Source organism: Methylobacterium fujisawaense (assembly GCF_039619325.1).
Classification (GTDB): Bacteria; Pseudomonadota; Alphaproteobacteria; order Rhizobiales; family Beijerinckiaceae; genus Methylobacterium; species Methylobacterium fujisawaense.
Genome location: NZ_CP155000.1, coordinates 3,186,933 through 3,209,212, shown reverse-complemented (window position 1 = coordinate 3,209,212; position 22,280 = coordinate 3,186,933). Strand labels below are relative to the sequence as shown.

Genomic DNA, 22,280 nt, shown 5'->3' with positions numbered 1-22,280 from the left:
GGACACTCCGATATCCGAATCGGAGCGGACCCTCGCACAGAACCTTCAATCAATGGTGAAGGATAACCAGATCTGCCCGCCGCCGATATAGCACTCTGCGGAAGTGCAATCGGCGGCGCTGCCAGAGGTTGCGCCTCCAGATATGGATCTATCTGGAGGCGCAATGCTTCATTCGCCCGTCAGAGCGGCCTTGGTGCGCGACCACCAGCCCGCGCGCTTGGGACGGTCCGGATCGGCGGGCGGCGTCAGAACCACCGCCACGGGCTCCGCGGGGACCTCCGCCGGGCCAGCGGTCGCGGCGTCCGGCGCAGCGGCGGGCTCCCGGTCGGCCGGCGCAGGGGCTTCGGCTTCCGCCACCGGCAGATCCACGGCGGTCTCGGTGCGGCCGGCCGCCGGGGCGGCCTCGACCGCCTCCGCCACCGCCTGGGCGCTCACCGGCTCTTCCGCCGACAGGGCCACCGTCTCGCCCACCGCCTCGGGAGCATCCTCCGTCTCGGTGGCGTCCCGCGTGCGGCCCTCGCTCCGTCCGCGACCGCCGCGGCGTCCGCGGCGGCGGCGGCGTCCGCCCTCGTCCTCGGCGCGGGCCGCCTCGTCGGGGCCGGCCACGGCCTCGTCGGTCTCCCCGGCCTCGGCTGCGACGGCCTCGGCCGGCGCCTCGGCTGCGGCCGGCTCCTCGCCGTCCCAGTCCTCGTCCCGACCGTCCTCGTCCGAGCGCTCGCCCTCCTGGCGATCATCGTCGCCGCGATCGTCCTCGGCGCGACCGTCCTGACGCCCACCCCGGCGGCGGCGGCGCCGGCGGCGGCGGCGGCCTTCACCCTCCTCGCGCGTCGCCTCCTCGCGCGTCTCGGCACGGCCCTCCTCGGCCTCGCCCTCGGCATCCGCCTCGACCTCGGCCTCGACCTCGTCGGCCTCCTCGTCCTCGTCCTCGAACTCCGTGGTGGGCGAGATCGCCTGGGCGCGCACGCCCGTCACCGGACCCTCGGCGCGCTGAGCCGGCTCGCCGCGGTCGAGCTGGAAGGCCGCGGTGGCGGCCAGCCGCTCGTCGGCCGCGATCGTGATGGTCACGCCGAAGCGCATCTCCAGCTCGCGCAGGTGCCCGCGCTTCTGGTTGAGGATGTAGAGGGCGACCTCGGTGCGGGTCCGCAGCACGAGGTTGTGGCTCGCCGACTTGAGCAGCGCCTCCTCGATGGAGCGCAGGATGTGCAGGGCCACCGAGGCGGTGGCGCGCACGAAGCCCGAGCCGCCGCAATGGGCGCAGGGGATCGAGGAGGATTCGAGCACGCCCGTGCGGATGCGCTGGCGGCTCATCTCCATGAGGCCGAAGGGCGAGATCCGGCCGACCTGGATGCGGGCGCGGTCGTTCTTCAGGCACTCGTTCAGCTTCTTCTCGACGGCGCGGTTGTTGCGCTTCTCCTCCATGTCGATGAAGTCGATGACGATCAGGCCCGCGAGGTCGCGCAGGCGCAGCTGGCGGGCAACCTCCTCGGCGGCCTCCAGGTTCGTCTTGAGGGCGGTGTCCTCGATGTCGTGCTCGCGGGTGGCGCGGCCCGAGTTCACGTCGATCGAGACCAGGGCCTCGGTCGGGTTGATCACCAGATAGCCGCCGGACTTCAGCGAGACGTGGCTGGAGAACATCGCGTCGAGCTGCTGCTCGACGCCGAAGCGGGCGAAGATCGGCGTCGGGTCGCGGTAGGGCTTCACGACCTTGGACTGGCCGGGCATCAGCATCCGCATGAAGTCCTTGGCCTCGCGGTAGGCGTCCTCGCCGGCGACCAGAACCTCGTCCAGATCCTTGTTGTACAGGTCGCGGATGGCGCGCTTGATCAGCGAGCCTTCCTCGTAGACCAGCGCGGGCGCCATCGAGGTCAGCGTCAGCTCGCGGACCGACTCCCACAGCCGCATCAGGTACTCGAAGTCGCGGGCGATCTCGGGCTTGGAGCGCGAGGCGCCGGCGGTGCGCAGGATGACGCCCATCCCTTCGGGCACCTCCAGATCCTGCACGACCTCCTTGAGGCGCTTGCGGTCGGCCGCCGAGGTGATCTTCCGGGAGATGCCGCCGCCGCGACCGGTATTGGGCATCAGCACCGAGTAGCGGCCGGCGAGCGACAGGTAGGTGGTGAGCGCCGCGCCCTTCGTGCCGCGCTCCTCCTTGACCACCTGAACCAGGATGATCTGGCGGCGCTTGATCACCTCCTGGATCTTGTACTGGCGGCGGTAGTGGCGGGGCCGCTCGGGGATCTCGGCCAGGGCGTCGCCGTTGCCGCCGACCTGGGCGATCTTGGGCTCGGCGTCGGGATCGTCGGAATCCTCGTCCGACTCGTCCTCATCCTCGTCGGACTCGTCCTCGTCGTCCTCCGACTCGTCCTCGTCCTCATCCTCGTCGTCGGATTCCTCGTCGTCCTCGTCGGACGCGTCATCCGCCTCGTCGGCGTCCGCCGGCTCGGCGGTCTCCTCCGCGAGGGACTCGGCCGGCGCTTCGGCGACGGTCAGCGCCCCCGCCACGGCGATGCGGGCCTCGGCCTCGACCGGGGCGTCCTGCTCGGCGGCGGCGTCGTCAGCGACCGGCCCGGCCATGTCGTGCGCCGCCTGCGCCTCGGCAGGGGCGGCCTCGGCGGGGGCAGCGTCGAACGGCGCCTCGGCCGCCGGCTCGGCGGCCTGCGCCGGCTCGTCCCGTGCCGGCTCGTCCTGCGCCACGGGGATGTCGCCGGCCGCGGTCTCGGAGGCGAGGGCCTCCCGCACGGCCTCGGGATGCTCGGCGAGCGTATCGGGCTCGGCGGCCGGATCGAAACCGGCTTCCGTCCGGATCTCGGCCTGATCCTCGGTCTGGGACGCCTCGTGCCCGTCCTCGGCGCTCACGGTCTCGTCGGCGCCGCGGGCGCGGGCCTCGGCGCGGCGGCCGCGGGAGCGGCGCGGCGACCGGCGGCGGCGCTCCTCGCGCTCGCGGTGCTCCTCGGCGTCGCGGGCGTCCTCCTCGAGGAGCGCCTGCCGGTCGGCGAGCGGGATCTGGTAGTAGTCGGGGTGGATCTCGTTGAAGGCCAGGAAGCCGTGGCGGTTGCCGCCATACTCCACGAACGCCGCCTGGAGCGACGGCTCCACCCGGGTCACCTTGGCGAGATAGATGTTGCCGCGCAGCTGACGCCGGTTGGCGGCTTCGAAATCGAACTCCTCGACCCTAGACCCGTGGACCGTGACGACCCGGGTCTCCTCCGGGTGCATCGCGTCGATCAGCATTTTGTTGGCCATGTCGGACTCTCGGCATGGCGGCCGACGTCGTTCTCCGTGCCCGTGGTCCCGGCGGCGCCTCGCCCGACGTCAAACCTGTCGGGTGGGGTGCCGGCCTCGTCGCCGAGGCGGATGGGTTCGAGGGGAAATTGCCGTCAACCGCCGTTCGGCGCCCTGGGCGCCTGGGGTTGAAACAGGCCGGGAGGAGGGACGGACCGGTGCGACGCGCCTCTTGCGCCTCCGGGGCACGCGCAGCTCTATGCTGGGCCGTGCGTCCGTCCATCGTGGTCCCGACCTCGCGAAACAATCTCGGCCGGATGGGGACCGGCCGTGAATTCTGGGGTGCGGCGGAGAAGCTCCGCCGCGTCGTGTGACACCTGCCCGATCACGGGCGACACCCGTCGCCGTCAGGCGGACCGAAACGGCCCGCCGCGACACCGCGACCGTTTTCGCAAGGAATTCGGTCACGTCCGCGGGCCGTTGCGGCGACCGGCGGGACCGGAGAGGGGTCCTCATCATTACAGACCGCTGTGCGGATTTGGCAAGGGTCAAGCGTGAATAGATGTCACGGGGCTGTCATGGCGCGCGAGGGCGGAGCCGCCGTCCCTGCGCGCGCGGTCCTGCGTCGTAGCGCATCCCCGGGGCCCGGTGCTTGCGCGCGCGATGCCGGGGCGGCGATCCGGCCGGGAGGATCCTATTCCGCCGCCGCGATCCGCGGCGCCACCCCGGCGAGCGCGGCGGGCTTCGGGCCGCCGGTCGCCCAGTCGAGCAGCTCGACCGTGTGGACGATCGGGATGCCGGTGCCCTTCCCGATCTGCGTGGCGCAGCCGATGTTGCCGGTGGCGATCACGTCGGGGCGCACGCGCTCGATGTTGGCGACCTTGCGGGCGCGCAGCTTCGCAGCCAGCTCCGGCTGCAGGATGTTGTAGGTCCCCGCCGAGCCGCAGCAGATATGGCCCTCGGGCACGTCCTTCACGGTGAAGCCCGCCCGCTTGAGCAGCGTCTTCGGCTCCAGCCGGATGCCCTGGCCGTGCTGCATCGAGCAGGCGGAGTGGTAGGCCACCACGAGGTCGTTTTCGGCCACCGGAGCGAGGTCGAGCAACGCCAGATACTCGGTGACGTCCTTGGCCAAGGACGACACGCGCCGCGCCTTCTCGGCATAGGCCGGGTCGTCGCGGAACATGAAGCCGTAATCCTTGATGGTCGTGCCGCATCCGGACGCCGTGACCAAGATCGCGTCGAGGCCCTTGGCGATCTCGGCGTCCCAGGCGTCGATCGTCTGCTTGGCATGGGCGTGTGCGGAATCCTCCTTGCCCATGTGGTGGGTCAGCGCCCCGCAGCAGCCCTCGTTGGCGTGCACCACCTCGATCCCGTGCCGGTTGAGCAGCCGGATCGCCGCCGCGTTGAAGTCCGGCCGCAGCACGCTCTGGGCGCAGCCGCGCAGCAGGGCGACGCGCTTGGTCGCCGGGCCGCCCGTCGGCGGGAATCGGCCCGGCCGGTTTGTCGGCTCGCGGGGCGGCATCCCGGCGGGCGCCAGGTCGAGCATGGCGGCGAGGCGGTTGCCGACCCGCGGCAGCCGCGCCACCAGCCCGCGGACCGGGCTTCCGAGCTTGGCGGCGGCGACGGCGAGGCGGAACCGGTTCGGGTACGGCAGAACCTGGGCGAGCAGCGTCCGCAGGAACCGGTCGCCGGCCGGCCGCGCGTAGGTCTTCTCGATATGGGCCCGGGCATGGTCGACGAGGTGCATGTAGTGCACCCCGGACGGGCAGGTGGTCATGCACGACAGGCAGGAGAGGCAGCGGTCGATATGCTTGACCACCTCCTGCGAGGCCGGCTTGCCGCCCTCCAGCATGTCCTTGATCAGGTAGATGCGGCCGCGCGGCGAATCGAGCTCGTCGCCGAGCAGCAGGTAAGTCGGGCAGGTCGCAGTGCAGAAGCCGCAATGCACGCAGGTCCGCAGGATCTTCTCCGAGGCCGCCATGGCGGGATCGGCGAGCTGGGCGGGGGCAAAATTGGTCTGCACGGTCTCTTCCTGCCTGCTCTCCGCCCCCCTTGCGGGGCGGAGTTCCGGGATCGCGGATCCCGCGTGGGGGTGGCGCAGGAGGCACCGTTGCGCCCGGTCCTCAGCCACCCCGTTCCTGGCCCCTCCCCGCGGGGTGAGGGGATGAACCTCAAACCTGCGCGTACATCCGGCCGGGGTTGAGCACCCCGGCGGGATCGTGCGCCGCCTTGATACCGGCGGTGAGCCGCATCAGCGGCTCGGCCAGCGGCTGGAACACCGGCACGGCGGCGCGCACGGCGTCGGGGGCGCGGACCAGCGTGGCGTGGCCGCCCTGGGTCTTCACGGCCCGGCGCACCGCATCCGCGCCGGCATCGCCTTCGGCACCGGTGGCGAGCCAGATCAGGCCGCCGCCCCAGTCGAAGAACCAGCGCGCGGCGCGCTCCGCCGCCACCGCCGCCGCCAGGGCCGGCCCGTGGATCGGCGCGGTGGAGATCCGCCAGAGGGCGGCCTCCCGGGGCTCGGCCAGGGGCGCGGCGTCCCGCACGGACCGCCAGAGGGCGGCGCCGGCCTCGCCGTCCACGATCTCGGGCTGGCCGTAGCGCTTGAGCAGGCGGCGCAGCTCGCCCGTGCGGTAGTCGATGGAGTCGGAAAAGCCTTCGAGGCGCATCAGGGTCCGCGCCTCCGGGGCGCCGATCCCCGCCGGCAGATGCGCGGCGCCGGTGAGTTCGAAGGGCGAGCCGAGGGCCTCCGAAAGGGCCGTCACCGCCCGGGCATCGTCCAGCCCGGAGAAGACGAGGGTCGCCACGCGCTCGCAGGCCGGCAGCACCTTGAAGGTGACCTCGGTGAGCAGGCCCAGCGTGCCGTGGGCGCCGGCCATCAGCTTCACGAGGTCGAGCCCGGTGACGTTCTTCATCACCCGCCCGCCCGACTTGATCGCCTCGCCCCGCCCGTTGACGAAGCGCACGCCGATCAGGCTGTCCCGGGCCGCCCCGGCATTGATGCGGCGCGGGCCGGCATTGTTGATCGCCGCCACCGCGCCGAGGGTCGGCGCGCCGGAGCTGCCGTAGAGGCCGCGCAGGTCCATCGGCTCGAAGGGCAGCATCTGGCCCCGGGAGGCGAGCAGCGCCTCGACCTCGGCCAGCGGCGTGCCCGCCCGGGCCGCCACCACCATCTCGGCGGGTTCGTAGAGCGTGACGCCGGTCAGCGCCTTCGCGGAGAGCGTCGCGCTGTCCTGCGCGGGCCGACCGAGCCCCGCGGCGGTGCCGCCGCCCGCGAGCCGCAGGCGCTCGCCGCGCCCGGCGGCCGCCCGCACGATCTCCCCGGCCTCCGCCTCGGTGCCGGGCTCGTACACGCCCATCGTTTCCGTCCCGGTCCTGTTTGTATCCATTCCAGGACGGGTGTCGCCGGATCCGGCGGCGGATTCAAGCGGAGGTGGAGTCGCGGGGTTTCAGCGGGCGGGTTTCCTGTGCGGAGCTGCCGCGAAGGCGGCTGCCTGGGGCCTGGAACCCTGCTCCGCCGCCAGGGTCCGCGCGGGACGCAGACGCGCCAGGACCTGACGGCGCAGGCCGGCGATGTCGAAGATCCAGACCAGCGCCCCGTAGAGCGCCGTCCCGGCCGGGACCAGGACCGCCAGCGCGGTGGCGGGCGGCAGGTGCCGGAAGGGGGCGAGCGCGAGGCCCATCGCCGCGCAGGCGAGGGCCGCGACGCCGATCTCCCCCCAGGGCAGCACGATCCGCTCGGCGCCGGTGAGGGCGCGCCAGCCGAGCCACAATCCCGCGGCGGCGAGCCCGGCGGTCTGCGCCAGGGCGACGCCGACCCCGCCCATCCGGTCCGGCAGGATCAGAAGGCCGGCGCCGTTGACCGCGAGGCCGACCAGGGCGGCGGCGACCACCGGCAGGGTCCGGCGGCGGATCTGGAAGACCGGGTTGAGGGCGTAGAACATCATCGACAGGCAGAAGAGGCCCGGCATCAGCACGGTGCTGTAGGTCTCGAACGGCCCGCGATAGGCGTCCGGCACGACCAGTCCCTGGAGGGCCGGCAGCACCGCCCAGAAACCGACCGCGCAGGGTGCCAGCAGGGCGAACACCGTGCCGGCATTGGCGGCGACCTGCGCCTCGGCGGCGGCGCGGCCGCTCTGCTCCTCCGCCTGCACGGCGAGCTGGAACAGGAGCAGGTCGAGGGCGGTGCCGAGCGTCGTCATCGCGCGCGCGGTGACGTCGGCGGCCAGCGCGAAGTAGCCGGCCTCGGCGAAGCCGGCATGGCTGGCGATGGCGCCCCGGTTCACGAAGGCGAGGCACTGATAGGCGGTGTTGGCGGCGATGAGCGGCAGGCCGTAGCGGGCGAAGACCCGCCAGGTCGCCGACAGGCGCGGCCGTTCGAAGGGCGTGTGCGGGTCGCGCAGGGGGTGTCGCAGCAGGAGCACCGCGAGGAGCTGGCTGAGCCCCGCCGCCGCCAGCACCCAGGCCGGCTGGGGCAGCCACCACGCCGCCGCCGCCATCAGGGCGAAGGACAGGACGTTCTTCACAGCGACGAGGCCGAGATAGAGCTTGCCGTCGAACCGGGCCCGGGCGAGGGCCGCGTGGTAGTCGAACACGCCGATGCCGAGCGCCGCGAGGCCGGTTCCGCACAGCACCGCCTCGCGCCCGTCGGCGCCGCCGGCGAAGCCGAAGGCCCCGCACAGGGCGGCGGCGGCCAGAAGCAGCAGGCCGATGCGCAGATAGGCCCGGTCGAGCCCGTGGCGGATCCACGGCTCGTCGACGCGCACCCGTCCCGAGTAGAACCGCGTCGCCGAGAGGCGCAGCCACTCGAACAGCACCGTGTTCAGCACGATGGCGCCGGTGGTCGCGAGGGCGAACCGGCCGAAATCGGCCGGCCCCAGAAGCTTGGCGATCAGCAGGCCGAGGACGAAGTTGAGCCCCGCATTGATGACGAAGGCGGCGATCACGGCCATGGACGGCGTCTCATGCGCGGCGGGGTCGCCCCGCCCGTTCCCGCGCTGTAGCGCGCGAGCCGTAAGACTCCCCTAACCGGGCGAGATCGGGGCGGAGACCCGCGGGGCCTCCGACACCGTCCGGTCAGGCGGCCCGGACGGTGTCGAGGAAGCGCGTGACTTCGGCCGTGAGCGTCTCGGATTGGCGCGACAGCGCGGACGCCGCCGCCAGCACCGCGTCGGCGGCCCGGCCGGTCTCCTCGGCGGCCCCGGCGACGCCCAGGATGGTGCTGGTCACCGCACCGGTGCCGACGGCCGCCTGCCCGACGTTCCGGACGATCTCCCGGGTGGCCGATCCCTGCTCCTCCACCGCCGCGGCGATCGCGTTCGCCACGCCGCTGATCTCCTCGATCCGCCCCGTGATCGCGCCGATCGCCGTGACGGCCCGGCCGGTCACGCCCTGGATGCCGGCGATCTGGCCGGCGATCTCCTCGGTCGCCCGCGCGGTCTGCGCCGCCAGCGCCTTCACCTCGCTGGCGACGACCGCGAAGCCCCGGCCGGCCTCGCCGGCGCGGGCGGCCTCGATCGTCGCGTTGAGCGCCAGCAGATTGGTCTGGCCGGCGATCGCCGCGATCAGCCCGATCACGTCGCCGATCCGCGCGACCGCGCCGCTCAGGTCCCGGACCAGCGTGCCCGTCTGTCCCGCCTCCGAGACGGCCCCTTGGGCGAGCTTGGTCGATCCCTCGACCTGCCGGCCGATCTCCTCCACGGAGGCCCCGAGTTCCTCGGCCGCCGCCGCCACGGTGTTGACGTTGGCGGCGGCCTCCTCGGCGGCGGCCGCCACGGTGCTGGACTGGCTCGCGGTCTGGGTCGCGGTGGCCGTCATGGTCTGGGCCGTACCCTGCAGGGCGGTGGCCGAGTCCGAGACCTGAGCGATGATGCCGCCGACCGTCTGCTCGAAGCGCTCGGCCATCGCCCGCAGGTCGGACCGGCGCCGCGCCTCCGCCGCCAGCCGCGCCTCGGCGGCCTCGGCTTCGAGCTGGCGGCTGCGGATCAGGTTGTCCTTGAACACCTGGACGGCCCGCGCCATCGCGCCGATCTCATTGCGGTAGGCGCGCGCCGGGACCGTGGCGGAGGCGTCCCCGTCCGCCAGCGCCTGCATCGTCGCCGTCAGCGCCCGGAGCGGGCGCAGCACGCCGCCGAACAGGGTCCACAGGCCGAGGGCCACCAGCAGGATCACCGCCAGCAGCGCCGCGACGCTGTGCACGACGTCGGTCCGGGCCGCGTCGGCGAGAGTCTCGGCGCGCGCCACCATCGCGTCGAGGGCCGCGTCGCAGAGGGCCACGAGGGAGCGCTGGTTCTCGGTGTTGCGGTCGCGCAGCTCCGCGAAGGTGTGGCGCGGGGGCGTGTGCATGCTGAGCGCGTCGAAGACCGCCTGCGCGATGGCCTTGGTGTCGCCCTCGAAATTGTCGGCCTTCGCCCGCTCGAACGCGGCCCGCACCGTCTCCGAGACGTCGGTCGCGGCCTCGGTCGTGCGCCGCCACGCGGACAGAAGTTCGGTCCGCTCCTCAGCCGCCGCGACGGTCTCGGGTAGGGACCACGACGTTCCGGCGATCAGGGAGGTCTGCACCCGCACCGCGACGTTGCCGCTGGCGACGCGCGTGTCCCAGGCCGCCTGTTTGAGGGCGAGATAGCGCTCCAGGACGGGATCGGACCGGGGAATGGCCGCGTCGACCGCCTTCAGCGTGGCCGTCAGGGCCTCGAGCAGGTCCTGGAAGGCGGCCATCGCGGCGTCCCGCAGCGCCGGCTCACGACGGGCCTTCGGCAGCCTGAGGGCCGCGTCGATGCGGGGGCGCAGGGCCGCCATCGCCTCCTGGGCCGCGTTCAGGCGATCGAGCGTCGCGCTGACCGCCGGCTCGGCCAGATCGCTCAGGCTGCGCTGAGCCTGGCGGTAATTCTCGATCAGCGCCTGCCGGCTGCCCGCGATGGTCGACAGGGTCTTCGCGTCCGCGGGCGCCTCACCCCCGAGGGCGAGGGTCGATCCGCGCTCCAGCCGCAGCGGCAGGATGGTCCGGAGGAGTCCCTGGCTCGCCTGCGTCAAGGTCACCGCCCTGACCGCACCCATCGCCTGCGCCCGCTCGTCGACGAGTGTCCTGACGGCGTTGGCCAGCGCCATGCAGGCCATGATGACGATCACCAGGGACAGCAACGTCCGGATCGAGAAGCGCCCCAGCCAGCGAGTCATGGGTAAAGTCTCAAGGTCTGCGATGCTTTGTCTTAAAACGTTAGGTTTCGTCAGGCAATCGGCGGATGATGTGTTGTATAATTGCGATTTTATAAGGATATTTTCATTCAGATTTTATAATAGAACGCGAATTTGATTGAGAGGCGAGTCAATTTACGGGGGTTGTACCGAATTTATAAGCGCTGAAATCAGCGTGGCCTGGGCGGCGCGGCGGGGCTGCTCCCCGCGGTGGAACGGCGCGAGGCGGATCTGGCGCCCTGCGGTCGCATCCGCGAACGGCCCGAGGCCGAGCGCGGCCGGCCTGCCGGCGCCCTGCGGGAGCGTGCGGCGAAGCAGTCCCGGGCGGCGCTCGCCTGCTCGGCGTCCTGCTCGGCGTCCTGCCCGTCGGGCCGCCGCGTCCCCTCGTGATGACGAACAGGGCCGCGGGAGGGGACGGCTTCGATCGCATCCGGATGTCAACGTGATGGCTGCCGGCCCGCAGGCGGCCCGCGTATCGGCGGCAGCCCTGCGCGACGCCTACAGCCCGCGCTCGTAGCGCCAGGCTTCCATCCCGTCCTCGTAATAGTCCGGCCGCACGGCGAAGCGGGTATAGCCCCGGCGCTCGTAGAGGCGGATGCCGGCGCCGTTGTCGGCGCGCACCTCCAGCCGGAGCCGGTCGCAGCCCTGGCTGCGGGCCTGCGCCTCCGCAGCGTCGAGGAGTCGGCCGCCGAGGCCGAGGCCGCCGCGATTCGGCGCCACCGCGATCGAGGCCAGCCGGGCGATCCGGCTGCTGCGCCGCCGCTCCAGCACCGCGGCGCCGACGAGGACCGGCGTCGGGTCCGCATCCGGCGCGTCGATCAGCGCCGCCAGCACGTCCATGGTGGGCGACAGGATCGCGTGGCGGATCGCCCGGCGCTCCGCCCGGTCTGTGGCGAAGGCGGCGTGCTCCAGGGCGACCAGGGCGTCGAGATCGGCGAGCGTGGCGGTCCGGATCGTCGGCTCGGGGAGCCCGTCGCCGACCGGGTTGCGCAAGGGAGCGCTCACAGGGGGGCGCTCACGCCCGCGCCGTCGCGGTGGATCTGGTCGGCCCGGCCATCGCTTGCTTACCTGCGTGTTCTGCCCGCTCCGGTCAGATGCCCGCTTCCGCCCCGCTTGGGAAGCCCGCACGGTGCCTTCGGCCCGGTCGGGCTGCGTCGTTTTTGCAACGGGCCGCACGGGGTGTGGATTCCGGGCGGAAAAGCGGGCGGTCCGGGGCATCTTCCCCTTGCCGGGCCGGGCCTGTCTCCGTATATGCGCCGTGCCCAATTTCGCACGTGCCTGTGGCCGCGTGTCGGTTGGTGGGCATCCGGTCAACTGCCGGACAGCCGCCAGGGGTCTTAAAGGATCGATGGTCGCAAGGGTGGATCCCTACGGCCGGCATCCAGGTGGCGACACCGGACCCCGACAACAACCGGCAGCCGGAGGCGAAACCGGCGAACCCCGCTCTCCACGGGGGACGCAGCTTAAAGCAACGACGAACGGGCTTTTTTGGTCTCGTCGGCCCTCCACAGGCCGGCACCGAAGAGGCTTGTTTCTCTTTGCCCGGCGTGCGGTGGGGGTCATCCCTTCCAATCCACGGCAGCTTCCGGGTGCTCTGCGCCCGCACTGACGCACGCGTCTCCAAAGCGCGTGGGTCCGCGCGACGCATCGCCCCCTGACGCCGACGGCCAGTCCTGGCCGTCATCTTCGACAGCGCGCCCCGCGTAGGGCGCTCGCGAACCCGTGCCGGGAGACGACTATGACCGACCGCATCCGTGACTTCCTGCGCGTGCGCCGCGACCTCGGTCAGGACGAGGGCCCCGTGATGGTCCTCGATCTCGACGTCGTGCGTGACAACTACACCGCCTTCGCGCGCTCCCTGCCGGACACCCGCGTGTTCTACGCCGTGAAGGCGAACCCGGCCCCCGAGGTGCTGCGGCTGCTCGCCGAGATGGGCTCGTGCTTCGACACCGCCTCCGTCGCCGAGATGGAGATGGTGCTGGCCGCCGGCGCCACCGCCGACCGGATCTCCTTCGGCAACACGATCAAGAAGGAGCGCTGCATCGGCCGCGCCCTGAAGCTCGGCATCCGCCTGTTCGCGGTCGACTGCCAGGCCGAGGTCGAGAAGATCGCCCGGGCCGCCGTGGCCACGGACGTGCCGACCGGCGAGATCCGGGTGTTCTGCCGCATCCTGTGCGACGGCGCGGGCGCCGACTGGCCGCTCTCGCGCAAGTTCGGCTGCGTGCCCGAGATGGCCGCGGACGTGCTGGAGCACGCCCATCGCCAGGGGCTGGAGGCCTACGGCATCTCGTTCCATGTCGGCTCGCAGCAGGGCAACACCGAGGCCTGGGACGGGGCGCTCGGCTCCGCGGCGGCGATCTTCCGCGAGTGCGCGGAGCGCGGGATCGGCCTGTCGATGGTCAATCTCGGCGGCGGCTTCCCGACCAAGTACCTCAAGGCGGTGCCGGGCGTGGAGAGCTACGGCGAGGCGATCTTCCGGGGCCTGACCAAGCATTTCGGCAACCAGATCCCCGAGACGATCATCGAGCCGGGCCGCGGCATGGTCGGCAATGCCGGCCTGATCGAGGCCGAGGTCGTGCTCGTGTCGAAGAAGTCCGCGGACGCCGACGAGGTCCGGTGGGTCTACCTCGACATCGGCAAGTTCGGCGGTCTGGCCGAGACCATGGACGAGGCGATCCGCTACCCGATCCGCACCGCCCGGGACGGCGACGCGACCGAGCCCTGCGTCATCGCCGGGCCGACCTGCGACTCGGTGGACGTGCTCTACGAGCGGCAGCTCTATCCGCTGCCGGTCTCGCTCTCGATCGGCGACAAGGTGCTGATCGAGGGTGCGGGCGCCTACACCACCACCTACGCGGCGGTGGCCTTCAACGGCTTCCCGCCCCTTCAGCAGATCGTCATCTGACTCTTCTTAGGATCAAGACGGGTTCCGGTTGAGGCCGCAGAGACATGGTCGTCTTTGCGAGCGGAGCGAAGCAATCCAGTGGCGCCACGCCGATTGAGGTCGCGCAGCCCTGGGTCACTTCGCTTCGCTCGTGATGACGGTGCGGGCGACCTGGCCGGACACAGACATCCACCGCCGCACCGACCGAGGGCACCCGGTCCTCGGTCGGAACCCACCGCTTCTCCCGCTTGCCGGCCCGGGGAGGGCACAGCCATGATCGAGATCCGCGCGGAGCATGTCCACGACGTCCCGGCGCGCGAGCGCCTGCTCGACGCGTGCTTTCCCGGCAACCGCCATGCCAAGACCTCGGAGCGCCTGCGCGAAGGCCGTCGGCCGGCCCGCGGACTCGCCTTCGCGGCGATTCGGGGCGGCCGCCTCGTCGGCACTCTGCGGCTGTGGCACGTCGAGGCCGGGCCCGCCCGCCCGGCGCTGCTGCTCGGCCCGCTCGCCGTCGATCCGGCGATCCAGGGGCAGGGGCTCGGCTCGGTGATGATGCAGGCGGCCCTCGGCCGGGCGGAGGCCCTCGGCCACGGCGCCGTGCTGCTGGTCGGCGACGCGCCCTACTATGCCCGCTTCGGCTTCGACCGGGCGCTCGCGGAGGGCCTGACCCTGCCGGGGCCGTTCGAGCGCGAGCGCTTCCTCGGTCTCGAGCTGCGCGCGGGCGCTCTGGCGGGCGTCGAGGGGATGGTCCGGGCGACCGGCGCGCTGTCGCCGGTGGGCGCGGTGGCCAACGAGGCGGGGGTGGCGCGACGACGCGCCGCCTGAACGGGGACACCACGCGCCGCAGGGGTGAGATCGGCTTTCCCCAACGCGATTTCATCCCAGGGTGCCCACGTGAGCGGGCCTCGAAGGAGCCCTCGAGCCAGCCGCGCGAGCCCTGGAGGCCTCCTTCGCGGCCTCCCTGCGCTGCGGCGCCTCGGGTTGCGGAGAGGGTCGGAGGGGCGTCCCTTCCGGATGGCGCAACCCGGTCATGCCCGCGACGGCGGCCGCGTCCACCCGCTTGGCCGGTCTCGTGCATTGCGCCCGGCGCCCGCGATCCCGCATAGACGGTCCGCCGGCCTCCCGGAGAAGGTTGCTCGACCGATGCAGATCGCCACGCCCTACCTGATGTTCCTGGGCGACGTGCCCGATACGCTGGCGGCCAAGACCGCCTACGGGATCAAGGACTGGCGCCCCGAATGGTGCGTCGGCCAGATGCGCCTGCCGGGCTGCGCCGCCGATCTCGGCATCCCCGACATGACCCTGCCCGAGGCCCTGGCGAAGGGCTGCCGGACCCTTGTGATCGGCGTCGTCAATGCCGGCGGCGTGCTGCCGGATCACTGGGTCAAGGAGATCGTCGCGGCGATCGAGGCCGGGCTCGACGTGGCGAGCGGCCTGCACGTCAAGCTCGGTACGATTCCGGCCATCGCGGAGGCCGCCGCGCGGCGTAACCGCCAGCTCCACGACGTCCGCCACACCGACGAGCGCTTCCCCACCGGCAAGGGCACCAAGCGGTCGGGCCGGCGCCTGCTCACCGTCGGCACCGACTGCTCCGTCGGCAAGAAGTACACCGTGCTCGCCCTGGAGCGCGGCATGCGCGAGCGCGGCCTCGACGCCGATTTCTGCGCCACCGGCCAGACCGGCGTGTTCATCTCCGGCCGGGGCGTCGCCATCGACGCCGTGGTGGCCGACTTCATCTCCGGCGCCGTCGAGACGATCTCGCCGGAGGCGGCCTCCAACCATTGGGACCTGATCGAGGGCCAGGGCTCGCTCTACCACCCGTCCTTCGCGGGGGTGAGCCTCGGCCTGCTGCACGGCGCCCAGGCCGACGCCTTCGTGGTCTGCCACGAGCCGACCCGCACCACGATGCGCGGCGTGAAGCACCCGCTCCCCACCATCCGCCAGGTGATCGACCTGACCGTCCAGCTCGGCAGCCTGACCAACCCGGCGATCAGGCCGGTGGGCATCGCGGTCAACACCCAGGCGCTTGCCGAGGGCGAGGCACGGGCGCTCCTCGAGACGCTCGCGTCCGAGCACGACCTGCCCGCCACCGACCCGGTGCGCTTCGGCGTCGACGGGCTGGTCGACCGGATCGTCGCCGAGTTTCCGGAGATCTGACATGGCCCGTCGCCTGAGCCTCGCCGTCGAGCGCTTCCCGATCGCCGGCGCCTTCACGATCTCCCGCGGCAGCCGCACCGAGATCGCCGTCGTGGTGGCGACGCTCACGGACGGCGACACGGTCGGGCGCGGCGAGTGCGTGCCCTATCCGCGCTACGGCGAGAGCGTCGAGAGCGTCAGCGCGCTGATCGAAGGGCAGGCGGAGGCGATCGCGGCCGGGATCGGGCGCGATGCGCTGATGACCCGCATGAAAGCGGGAGCGGCGCGCAACGCCCTGGACTGCGCGCTGTTCGACCTCGAGGCGAAGCTCCAGGGCCGCCCCGCCTGGGCGATCGCCGGTCTGCCGGCGCCGCAGCCGGTCATCACCGCCTACACGCTGAGCCTCGGCACGCCGGAGAGCATGGAAGAGGCCGCCCGCAAGGCGGCCCACCGGCCTTTGCTCAAGGTCAAGCTCGGCGGGGTAGGGGATCCGGAGCGCATCGCCGCCGTCCGGGCCGGCGCGCCCGATTCCCGGCTGATCGTCGACGCCAACGAGGCGTGGCGGCCCGAGACCATCGAGGCCAACCTCGCCGCCTGCCTGAAGGCCGGCGTCGCGCTGATCGAGCAGCCGCTGCCGGCCGACGCCGATGCCCTGCTCGCCGAGATCGCGCATCCGGTGCCGGTCTGCGCCGACGAGAGCCTGCACGACCGTGCCGGCCTCGACGCGCTCGCCGGGCGCTACGATGCGATCAACATCAAGCTCGACAAGACCGGCGGCCTGACCGAGGCGGTGCTGCTCGCCCGCGAGGCGAAGGGGAGGGGGCTCGCGATCATGGTCGGCTGCATGCTCGGCACCTCGCTGGGCATGGCGCCGGCGGCGCTCCTCGCCGAGGGGGCCGACTTCGTCGATCTCGACGGGCCGCTGCTGCTCGCCCGCGACCGCGACCCGCCGCTCCGCTACGACGGCAGCCTGATGCACCCGCCCACGCCGGAGCTGTGGGGATAGGATTCGCCTCGCCTGTCACCGGCGGGGCGTCACAACGGGTTTGGGATTAGGTATACCAGAAGGCTTGCGTTCCGCCCGCCCGGCTGCCATCCATCGGCGGTGCGATGGGGCCGTGGCGTGGACGCGCTGTTCCCCGCAGCCAGACAACACAACAGCAGTCTTCAATGCTGGGGAGGAACGACGTGGCCAGAAACATCCTGATCCTGGGGGCCTCCTACGGCTCGCTCCTGGGGACCAAGCTCCTGATGGCCGGTCACAACGTGACCCTGGTCTGCCGCAGGAAGACCGCCGACCTGATCAACCGCGAGGGCACCGAGGTCCGCATCAAGCTCCGCGACGAGAAGGAGCACCGCGCGATCCACTCGCGCGACCTGCCCGGCAAGGTCGACGCCATGCCGCCGGAAGACGTCGACGTGTCGCGCTACGACCTCGTCGGCCTCGCCATGCAGGAGCCGCAGTACAACAACCACACGATCCGCGTCCTGATGATCAAGATCGCGGCGGCGAAGCTGCCGTGCCTGTCGATCATGAACATGCCGCCGCTGCCCTACCTCAAGCGGATCCCGGCGCTCGCCGCCATGGATCTTGAGGATGCCTACACCAATGCCGGCGTCTGGGACCGGTTCGAGCCGGGGCTGGTGTCGCTCTGCTCCCCCGACCCGCAGGCCTTCCGGCCGCCGGAGGAGGAGGCCAACGTCCTCCATGTCGGCCTGCCGACCAACTTCAAGGCCGCGACCTTCGCCGACGAGGCGCACAACACGCTTCTCCGCGAGCTGGAGGCCGACATCGATGCCGTGCGCCTCGACGGGCACGACGTGCCGGTGAAGCTGAAGGTGTTCGACTCGCTGTTCGTGCCGCTGGCCAAGTGGTCGATGCTGCTCACCGGCAATTACCGGTGCATCACCCCGGGCGCGCCGCAATCGATCCACGACGCCGTCCACGGCGACCTCGCGCGCTCGCGGGCGATCTACGACCATGTCGACGGGATCGCCCGGAAGCTCGGCGCCGATCCGGCCGATCAGGTGCCGTTCGAGAAATACGCCAAGGCGGCCGAGAGCCTGCTGAAGCCGTCCTCGGCGGCGCGCGCGGTGGCCAACGGTGCGCCCTACATCGAGCGCGTCGACCTGCTGGTGAAGCTGATCTCGCACCAGCTCGGTGATCCGAACGCCGAGATCGACCGCACCGTCGAGACCGTCGACCGCAAGCTCGACGAGCGCATCATCGAGGGCTGACGGGCGCCGTCGCTTCGCTCCGCCCCGGTATTACGGGCGCAGCGAAGCGATTCAGGTCGCGCGACATCGGCGGCCGTGGCGTCGCTGGATTGCTTCGCTGCGCTCGCAACGACGGCGAGCGGGCGCTGGAGCCGCTCCCCCCGGAGCGCGTCGCGTCACGGGACACGGCGTTCTGGCCTTCGGTCCTTCCGGCCCTCCCCTCATCCTGAGGGGCCGGAGCGCAGCGGAGGCCTCGAAGGAAAGCTCCAGCCAGCCGCGCGATCCCCGGAGGGCTCCTTCGAGGCCGCTGCGCAGCACCTCAGGATGCGGGCGATGTGTGGGACGGCCCTCAGTCAGGCGCAGCCCGACCGGTCGCGGCCCTCCATCACTCCGCCAAGTCCAGGAAATGCCGCCCCTGGCGGTCGTCGATCTCGATGATCCAGAGATCGGAATCGAACCGGATCTCCTTTGTCAGGCGCTCCTCCACGTCGAGCGGGCTGCCGCCGGTGACGATCCCGGCGAAACGGCGGTCGCCGCTCTCCTCGGCCTCGAACAGGGCCTGCGGCGCCGGTCCGTAGAGGTCGGCGCTGCCGTCGAGCCGGTCGACCTTCACGAAGATCGCACCCGCCTCCGCGGACCCGCGCCGCCGCAGCACGGCCGGGATGCCGGCGACATCCAGACGCCGCAGATGGGCCGAAACCCAGAAATCGGAGCGCAGGCGCATGCGTCTGTAGCCCTGTGAGGATCCGTTCGCCGCGGGGCCTGTGTCCCGGCGGATCAGCCGGATCCGGAACCCTGCGAGCGCCGGGTGGCGCGTCCTCCGCCATGCGCGAAAGCGCCGGTCCGGGCAACCGCCGGTGCACGGCCCGGCTTCTTGGTAACGGTTCAGGTGGCGGAATATTCCTTCAGAAAATCGAGTATTTATCGGGATTAAAATAGAATTGACCGATGTGCGACAACGCACATCTATAGTATTGTTTGCTGATTATCTGAGCAAAGGGCGCCCGAATTTGCATCTCACGATGATTTAAGGAGCACTCCGATGTGGAGAATGACCTCGCTTGCGGCGCTGATCGTCGCCGGCCTGTGCGGTGTTGTGCCGTCGGCCCACGCCCGTCCGGAGACGCTCATGGATTTACTGGGCAACCGCGATTCCGCATCCTGCCCGCGCTACCAGCGGACGCCGCAGGATCGCTGCAACATCGTCGTGCATCGGCCTGGGGGTAATCCCACGCAGGACATGACCGGATCGATCGGACACGCGAAGTCCTGGCAGGCCAATGGCGGTCCACGCTGCAAGACGATCTGCCGGTTCACCGGCACGCAATACTGAGGGCCGGGCTCCCCGCTCTCACGCCGATCGGCACCCGCGCCGCAAGCGCGGCGGGGGTGCCGCCCTGTCTCGCTAACCGTGGCCGGCCCGGGCCATCAGCTCGCGCAGGGTCCGGCCCGTCGCCTCGCCGGTGACCGGCAGCTTGGCGCTGCGCTCGAACTTCTCGATCGCCGCCCGCGTGCCCGGGCCCATCGCGCCGTCGGGCTTCACCGCGTAGCCGAGCTTCGACAGCGCCTTCTGGGCCCGCATCACCGGATCACCGTCCTTCTCGGGCTTGGCGGTCTTGGCGGCGTCCTTCGTCTCCTTCGGAGCCGGCTTCGCGGCCGGGCGGACCGGCGACGCCTTCGGGGTGACCGAGGCGGTGGTCTCATCGGATCGGATCAGCTCGCCGATCGCGTCCCGGGCCGCCGGCTTGGCGGGCGCCGGCGCGGCGACGCGTTCGGGATCGATGACGCGCACCGGATCCCGGGCCGCCTCCCGGACGGGCTCCTTGGCGGCCGGGGCCGCCTCGCGCGCGGCAGGCGCCTTCTGGGCGAGCTTGGGCAGGATCGGCGCCGGATGGCGCCCGGTCTGGTAGCCGAGGGCGTTGACGCAGACGAAGCCCGCCGCGCAGAGGGCCGCGAGGCTGCCGAGAACGGTGCCCGGGCTGGTCCGGCAGGTGGCGCCCGTCGCCTTCAGTGCGCCGACGAGGACGGCACGCCAGTCGCCCTGGACGGCGGCGCGGCGCGGCGCGGGACGGCGTGCGCGGCTGGGTTCGCCCGGTACGGTGATCTCGCGGTAGCCTGACATCATGTCTCCTTCCGGGGGATCTGCCGATCAGGCGGTGCGGCGCAGGACCGGGTCGGCCGGGACCGAGGCGGCGCTCGGCTCCGCGTCGAACAGGCCGAGCGGCAGGCGCACCACGCGGCGCGACACCGGGGCGCCCCGCACGGCGGTGCGGATCGGGGCCGGCCCATGGTCGGCCGCCGGAGCCGGGCAGACGAGGGGCAGGGTTACGGTCACGACGGTCCCGGCCTGCGGGGCGCTCTCGATCAGCAGGGCGCCGCCGTGCAAGCCGACCAGACCCTGCACCACCGAGAGTCCGAGGCCGGTCCCCTCGTGCTGGCGCTTGTAGCCGCCGCTGCCCGCCTGGAAGAACGGGGTCCCGAGCTTGGGCAGGTCGTCCGTACCGATGCCGACGCCGGTATCGGCCACGACGATGTCCAGGCTGCCCGCGCCGCGGCGCAGGGACAGGTCGACCCGGCCGCCGCGCGGGGTGAACTTCACGGCGTTCGAGATGAGATTGATCAGAACCTGCCGGCAGGCGGCGGGATCGGCGGTGATCTCCACCGGGCCCGACGGGGCGACGGTGAGGACGATGCCGGCGGCGTCGGCCTTCAGGCGCATCAGGTCGCAGCAGGCCCGAAGCAGGCCCGCGATGTCGAAGCATTCGGGGGCGCAGTCGAAGTTGCCGCTCTGGATCCGGCTCATGTCGAGCAGCGTGTTGACCACGCCGAGCAGATGGTGGCCGGAGGCGCCGATAATGCCGGCATATTCCCGCGCCTGGTCCGGGCCGAGGCTGACGGCGCCTTGGCCCGCCAGGACCTCGGAGAAGCCGATGATCGCATTGAGCGGCGTGCGCAGCTCGTGGGTCACGTTGGCCAGGAACCGGCCCTTGATCGCGTCGGCGCGTTCGGCCTCGGCGCGGGCGCGCTCCAGCTCCACGGCATGCCGGTGGTGCTCGGTCATGTCGCGGGTGACCGCCACCACCGCCATGGCGGCCTCGTGCGGCCCGTGCTCGATCCGATGGGCGCGCATCTCGGCGTGGATCAGGCTCGCGCCGTCGGGCCGGCCGGCCTCGGCCTCGACGTGCAGGCGCAGGGGCAGGGTCGCGGGCCGCCCGGTCGCCGCCACGTCGCTCACCGCCTTGAGGAAGGCCGGCCGGTCGGCGACATGGACCCGCTCCAGCAGCCCATGGCCGCGCAGCCGGGCCGGGTCGCTGCCGAGCAGCCGCGTGGCCGAGACCGAGGCTTCCAGCACGCGGCCGTTGCGGTCGTGCCAGGTCACGAGATCGTCGATCGCCGAGAGGAGCAGCCGGTCGCGGGCCTCGTTGTCGCGCAGCCGCTCGCGCCAGACGCCTTCGTTGCGCATGTGCTCCAGAGCCTGGGCGGCGACATGGCCGATCGCGGTGATCGCGAAGGCCGGGAGCGCGATCCCTGCCGAGATGTCCATGACCGGCAGGGCGCCGGCCCAGGCGCCGAGGGCCACCACGGTCAGCACGCCGAGAACCGCCATGACGGAGGCCGCGATCGTCGCGCGGAGCGAGCCTGAGACCAGCGCCTCGAGGGGGATCGCCACCAGCCAGACCGCGGCGGGCGAGGTGGCGCCGCCGGTGACGCCCGCCAGGGCGACGACGAGGCCGGTCAGGCCCGCCGAGGAGACCGCGTGGGCGATCCAGAGGGACCCGGTGCGGGCGAGCAGGACGGCGGCGAAGACCGGCAGCAGCAGGCTCGCGATCGCCAGGACCTCGAAGCCGGACGGCACCCCGCGCCAGAGCAGATAGGGCGGCAGACCGACCATCATGACGGCGCCGGTCGCCAGCCGCGACACCAGGAAGCGCTGGTGGCGCGCACGGGCCGGCGCATTGTCGGCCACGGATTCGTGGACGAGACCCGCGAGCCGGTCGTCGATCAACGACGTCAGGACAGTCTTAATGGTCAAGGTTGGCACGCGCCGCGCAGAATGCGTTCCCGCATCCGTCGCGCCTCCGGTTCGACTTCGAACGACTTCCGGACGGTCGCAGAGCCGGCTTAAACGAGTGTTGCGGGACTTGTCCGATTGATCGGGATGCTTTCCGCGAGGTAACCAGCCGATTGCGGACAAGCTTCATTCACCATCGCGCGGAAAAGCTCGGGTCGGTTGAGGCCCGGTTGAGGAAATCCGTCGAATGATTCCGCTTGATCTCGAGCGGAGGAATCGTCTCATGACCGTCCTGCTGCGCGCCGCGCTGGTGATCGGCGTGCTCTCCTACTTTGCCTTGCTGCGAGCCGGGACGGATCCGGCCGCCGAGGCGAGACGGCTCGCCGACGCGGTGCCCAGCGCCCAGGCGGCGCTGCCGGCGGCCCTCGACGCGGTGCCAGCCGAGACCCGCGAGCGGGCGGTGCGCGCCGTCCTGGCCCGCGGCCTGATGGCCGAACTGAGCCGCCGCGCCGCGGAGCCGACGGCCTCAACCGACACCCTTGAGGAGACCGATCGGCAGCCCGCTTGGCGGGGCGCCGATCCGCAGCGCGATCCGCCCGTGGATCCCCGCTGACG

At 72.0% G+C, this 22,280-nt stretch carries 16 protein-coding genes; 7 read left to right on the top strand and 9 right to left on the bottom strand.

Translation table 11 applies throughout. From position 1 onward, the window contains the following. Positions 1-168 precede the first annotated feature (168 nt). From ABC766_RS15255 to ABC766_RS15230, 6 genes are all read right to left on the bottom strand, one after another. On the bottom strand, positions 169-3,243 hold the full coding sequence (locus ABC766_RS15255; RefSeq protein ID WP_345822601.1) for an Rne/Rng family ribonuclease: 3,075 nt from the start codon (positions 3,241-3,243) through the stop codon (positions 169-171). 673 nt (positions 3,244-3,916) lie between these two features. Beyond that, entirely contained in the window at positions 3,917-5,245 is a 1,329-nt protein-coding gene (glcF, locus tag ABC766_RS15250; RefSeq protein WP_345822600.1) for a glycolate oxidase subunit GlcF, read from the bottom strand. Positions 5,246-5,393: 148 nt separating this feature from the next. Next, on the bottom strand, positions 5,394-6,581 hold the full coding sequence (locus ABC766_RS15245) for an FAD-binding protein (protein WP_342142280.1): 1,188 nt from the start codon (positions 6,579-6,581) through the stop codon (positions 5,394-5,396). 90 nt (positions 6,582-6,671) lie between these two features. Continuing rightward, on the bottom strand, positions 6,672-8,174 hold the full coding sequence (locus ABC766_RS15240) for a lipopolysaccharide biosynthesis protein (protein WP_342142281.1): 1,503 nt from the start codon (positions 8,172-8,174) through the stop codon (positions 6,672-6,674). A 124-nt stretch (positions 8,175-8,298) separates the two neighbouring features. Beyond that, positions 8,299-10,398 (bottom strand): methyl-accepting chemotaxis protein, encoded by a 2,100-nt coding sequence (locus ABC766_RS15235; RefSeq protein ID WP_342142282.1) that lies wholly within the window; start codon positions 10,396-10,398, stop codon positions 8,299-8,301. A 516-nt stretch (positions 10,399-10,914) separates the two neighbouring features. Then, complete coding sequence (locus ABC766_RS15230; protein WP_043355384.1) at positions 10,915-11,421, bottom strand: GNAT family N-acetyltransferase; 507 nt, start codon at positions 11,419-11,421, stop codon at positions 10,915-10,917. Between the two features lie 733 nt (positions 11,422-12,154). Here ABC766_RS15230 and ABC766_RS15225 point away from each other — a divergent pair. The 5 genes from ABC766_RS15225 (at position 12,155) to ABC766_RS15205 (ending at position 17,674) form a co-directional block, all read left to right on the top strand. Then, positions 12,155-13,321 (top strand): type III PLP-dependent enzyme, encoded by a 1,167-nt coding sequence (locus tag ABC766_RS15225; RefSeq protein WP_043355385.1) that lies wholly within the window; start codon positions 12,155-12,157, stop codon positions 13,319-13,321. A gap of 252 nt (positions 13,322-13,573) precedes the next feature. Next, entirely contained in the window at positions 13,574-14,125 is a 552-nt protein-coding gene (locus ABC766_RS15220; RefSeq protein ID WP_345822599.1) for an N-acetyltransferase, read from the top strand. A gap of 318 nt (positions 14,126-14,443) precedes the next feature. Continuing rightward, positions 14,444-15,457, top strand: a complete 1,014-nt coding sequence (gene dgcN, locus ABC766_RS15215; protein WP_043355388.1) for an N-acetyltransferase DgcN — start codon at positions 14,444-14,446, stop codon at positions 15,455-15,457. A 1-nt stretch (position 15,458) separates the two neighbouring features. Beyond that, positions 15,459-16,442: an N-acetyl-D-Glu racemase DgcA gene (gene dgcA / locus ABC766_RS15210; protein ID WP_043759890.1), complete on the top strand. Its 984-nt coding sequence runs from the start codon at positions 15,459-15,461 to the stop codon at positions 16,440-16,442. Positions 16,443-16,624: 182 nt separating this feature from the next. After that, the gene (locus ABC766_RS15205) at positions 16,625-17,674 is read left to right on the top strand and encodes a ketopantoate reductase family protein (protein ID WP_043355391.1); all 1,050 of its coding nucleotides are present in this window, start codon (positions 16,625-16,627) and stop codon (positions 17,672-17,674) included. Positions 17,675-18,038: 364 nt separating this feature from the next. Here the strand turns inward: ABC766_RS15205 and ABC766_RS15200 are convergent, their stop codons facing one another. Next, entirely contained in the window at positions 18,039-18,377 is a 339-nt protein-coding gene (locus tag ABC766_RS15200) for a DUF1491 family protein (RefSeq protein ID WP_043355392.1), read from the bottom strand. Between the two features lie 318 nt (positions 18,378-18,695). Between ABC766_RS15200 and ABC766_RS15195 the strand changes: the two genes are divergently transcribed. Further along, positions 18,696-18,986 (top strand): hypothetical protein, encoded by a 291-nt coding sequence (locus tag ABC766_RS15195; protein WP_043355394.1) that lies wholly within the window; start codon positions 18,696-18,698, stop codon positions 18,984-18,986. A gap of 72 nt (positions 18,987-19,058) precedes the next feature. On the opposite strand, the gene ABC766_RS15190 is transcribed toward ABC766_RS15195, so the two are convergent. Both ABC766_RS15190 and ABC766_RS15185 read right to left on the bottom strand, forming a co-directional pair. Next, the gene (locus tag ABC766_RS15190) at positions 19,059-19,775 is read right to left on the bottom strand and encodes a peptidoglycan-binding domain-containing protein (RefSeq protein ID WP_043355396.1); all 717 of its coding nucleotides are present in this window, start codon (positions 19,773-19,775) and stop codon (positions 19,059-19,061) included. A gap of 27 nt (positions 19,776-19,802) precedes the next feature. Further along, positions 19,803-21,695, bottom strand: a complete 1,893-nt coding sequence (locus ABC766_RS15185; protein ID WP_043379122.1) for a sensor histidine kinase — start codon at positions 21,693-21,695, stop codon at positions 19,803-19,805. 253 nt (positions 21,696-21,948) lie between these two features. Between ABC766_RS15185 and ABC766_RS15180 the strand changes: the two genes are divergently transcribed. Further along, positions 21,949-22,278, top strand: a complete 330-nt coding sequence (locus ABC766_RS15180; RefSeq protein ID WP_075382045.1) for a hypothetical protein — start codon at positions 21,949-21,951, stop codon at positions 22,276-22,278. Positions 22,279-22,280: the final 2 nt, after the last annotated feature.

Bases quoted from the DNA above. Each gene is read 5' to 3' on its own strand.
- ABC766_RS15235 (WP_342142282.1), bottom strand. From the start codon at position 10,398: ATGACTCGCTGGCTGGGGCGCTTCTCGATCCGGACGTTGCTGTCCCTG.
- dgcN (WP_043355388.1), top strand. From the start codon at position 14,444: ATGCAGATCGCCACGCCCTACCTGATGTTCCTGGGCGACGTGCCCGAT.
- ABC766_RS15245 (WP_342142280.1), bottom strand. From the start codon at position 6,581: ATGGGCGTGTACGAGCCCGGCACCGAGGCGGAGGCCGGGGAGATCGTG.
- ABC766_RS15200 (WP_043355392.1), bottom strand. From the start codon at position 18,377: ATGCGCCTGCGCTCCGATTTCTGGGTTTCGGCCCATCTGCGGCGTCTG.
- ABC766_RS15220 (WP_345822599.1), top strand. From the start codon at position 13,574: ATGATCGAGATCCGCGCGGAGCATGTCCACGACGTCCCGGCGCGCGAG.
- ABC766_RS15180 (WP_075382045.1), top strand. From the start codon at position 21,949: ATGACCGTCCTGCTGCGCGCCGCGCTGGTGATCGGCGTGCTCTCCTAC.
- ABC766_RS15225 (WP_043355385.1), top strand. From the start codon at position 12,155: ATGACCGACCGCATCCGTGACTTCCTGCGCGTGCGCCGCGACCTCGGT.
- ABC766_RS15195 (WP_043355394.1), top strand. From the start codon at position 18,696: ATGTGGAGAATGACCTCGCTTGCGGCGCTGATCGTCGCCGGCCTGTGC.
- ABC766_RS15190 (WP_043355396.1), bottom strand. From the start codon at position 19,775: ATGTCAGGCTACCGCGAGATCACCGTACCGGGCGAACCCAGCCGCGCA.
- ABC766_RS15240 (WP_342142281.1), bottom strand. From the start codon at position 8,174: ATGGCCGTGATCGCCGCCTTCGTCATCAATGCGGGGCTCAACTTCGTC.
- dgcA (WP_043759890.1), top strand. From the start codon at position 15,459: ATGGCCCGTCGCCTGAGCCTCGCCGTCGAGCGCTTCCCGATCGCCGGC.
- ABC766_RS15255 (WP_345822601.1), bottom strand. From the start codon at position 3,243: ATGGCCAACAAAATGCTGATCGACGCGATGCACCCGGAGGAGACCCGG.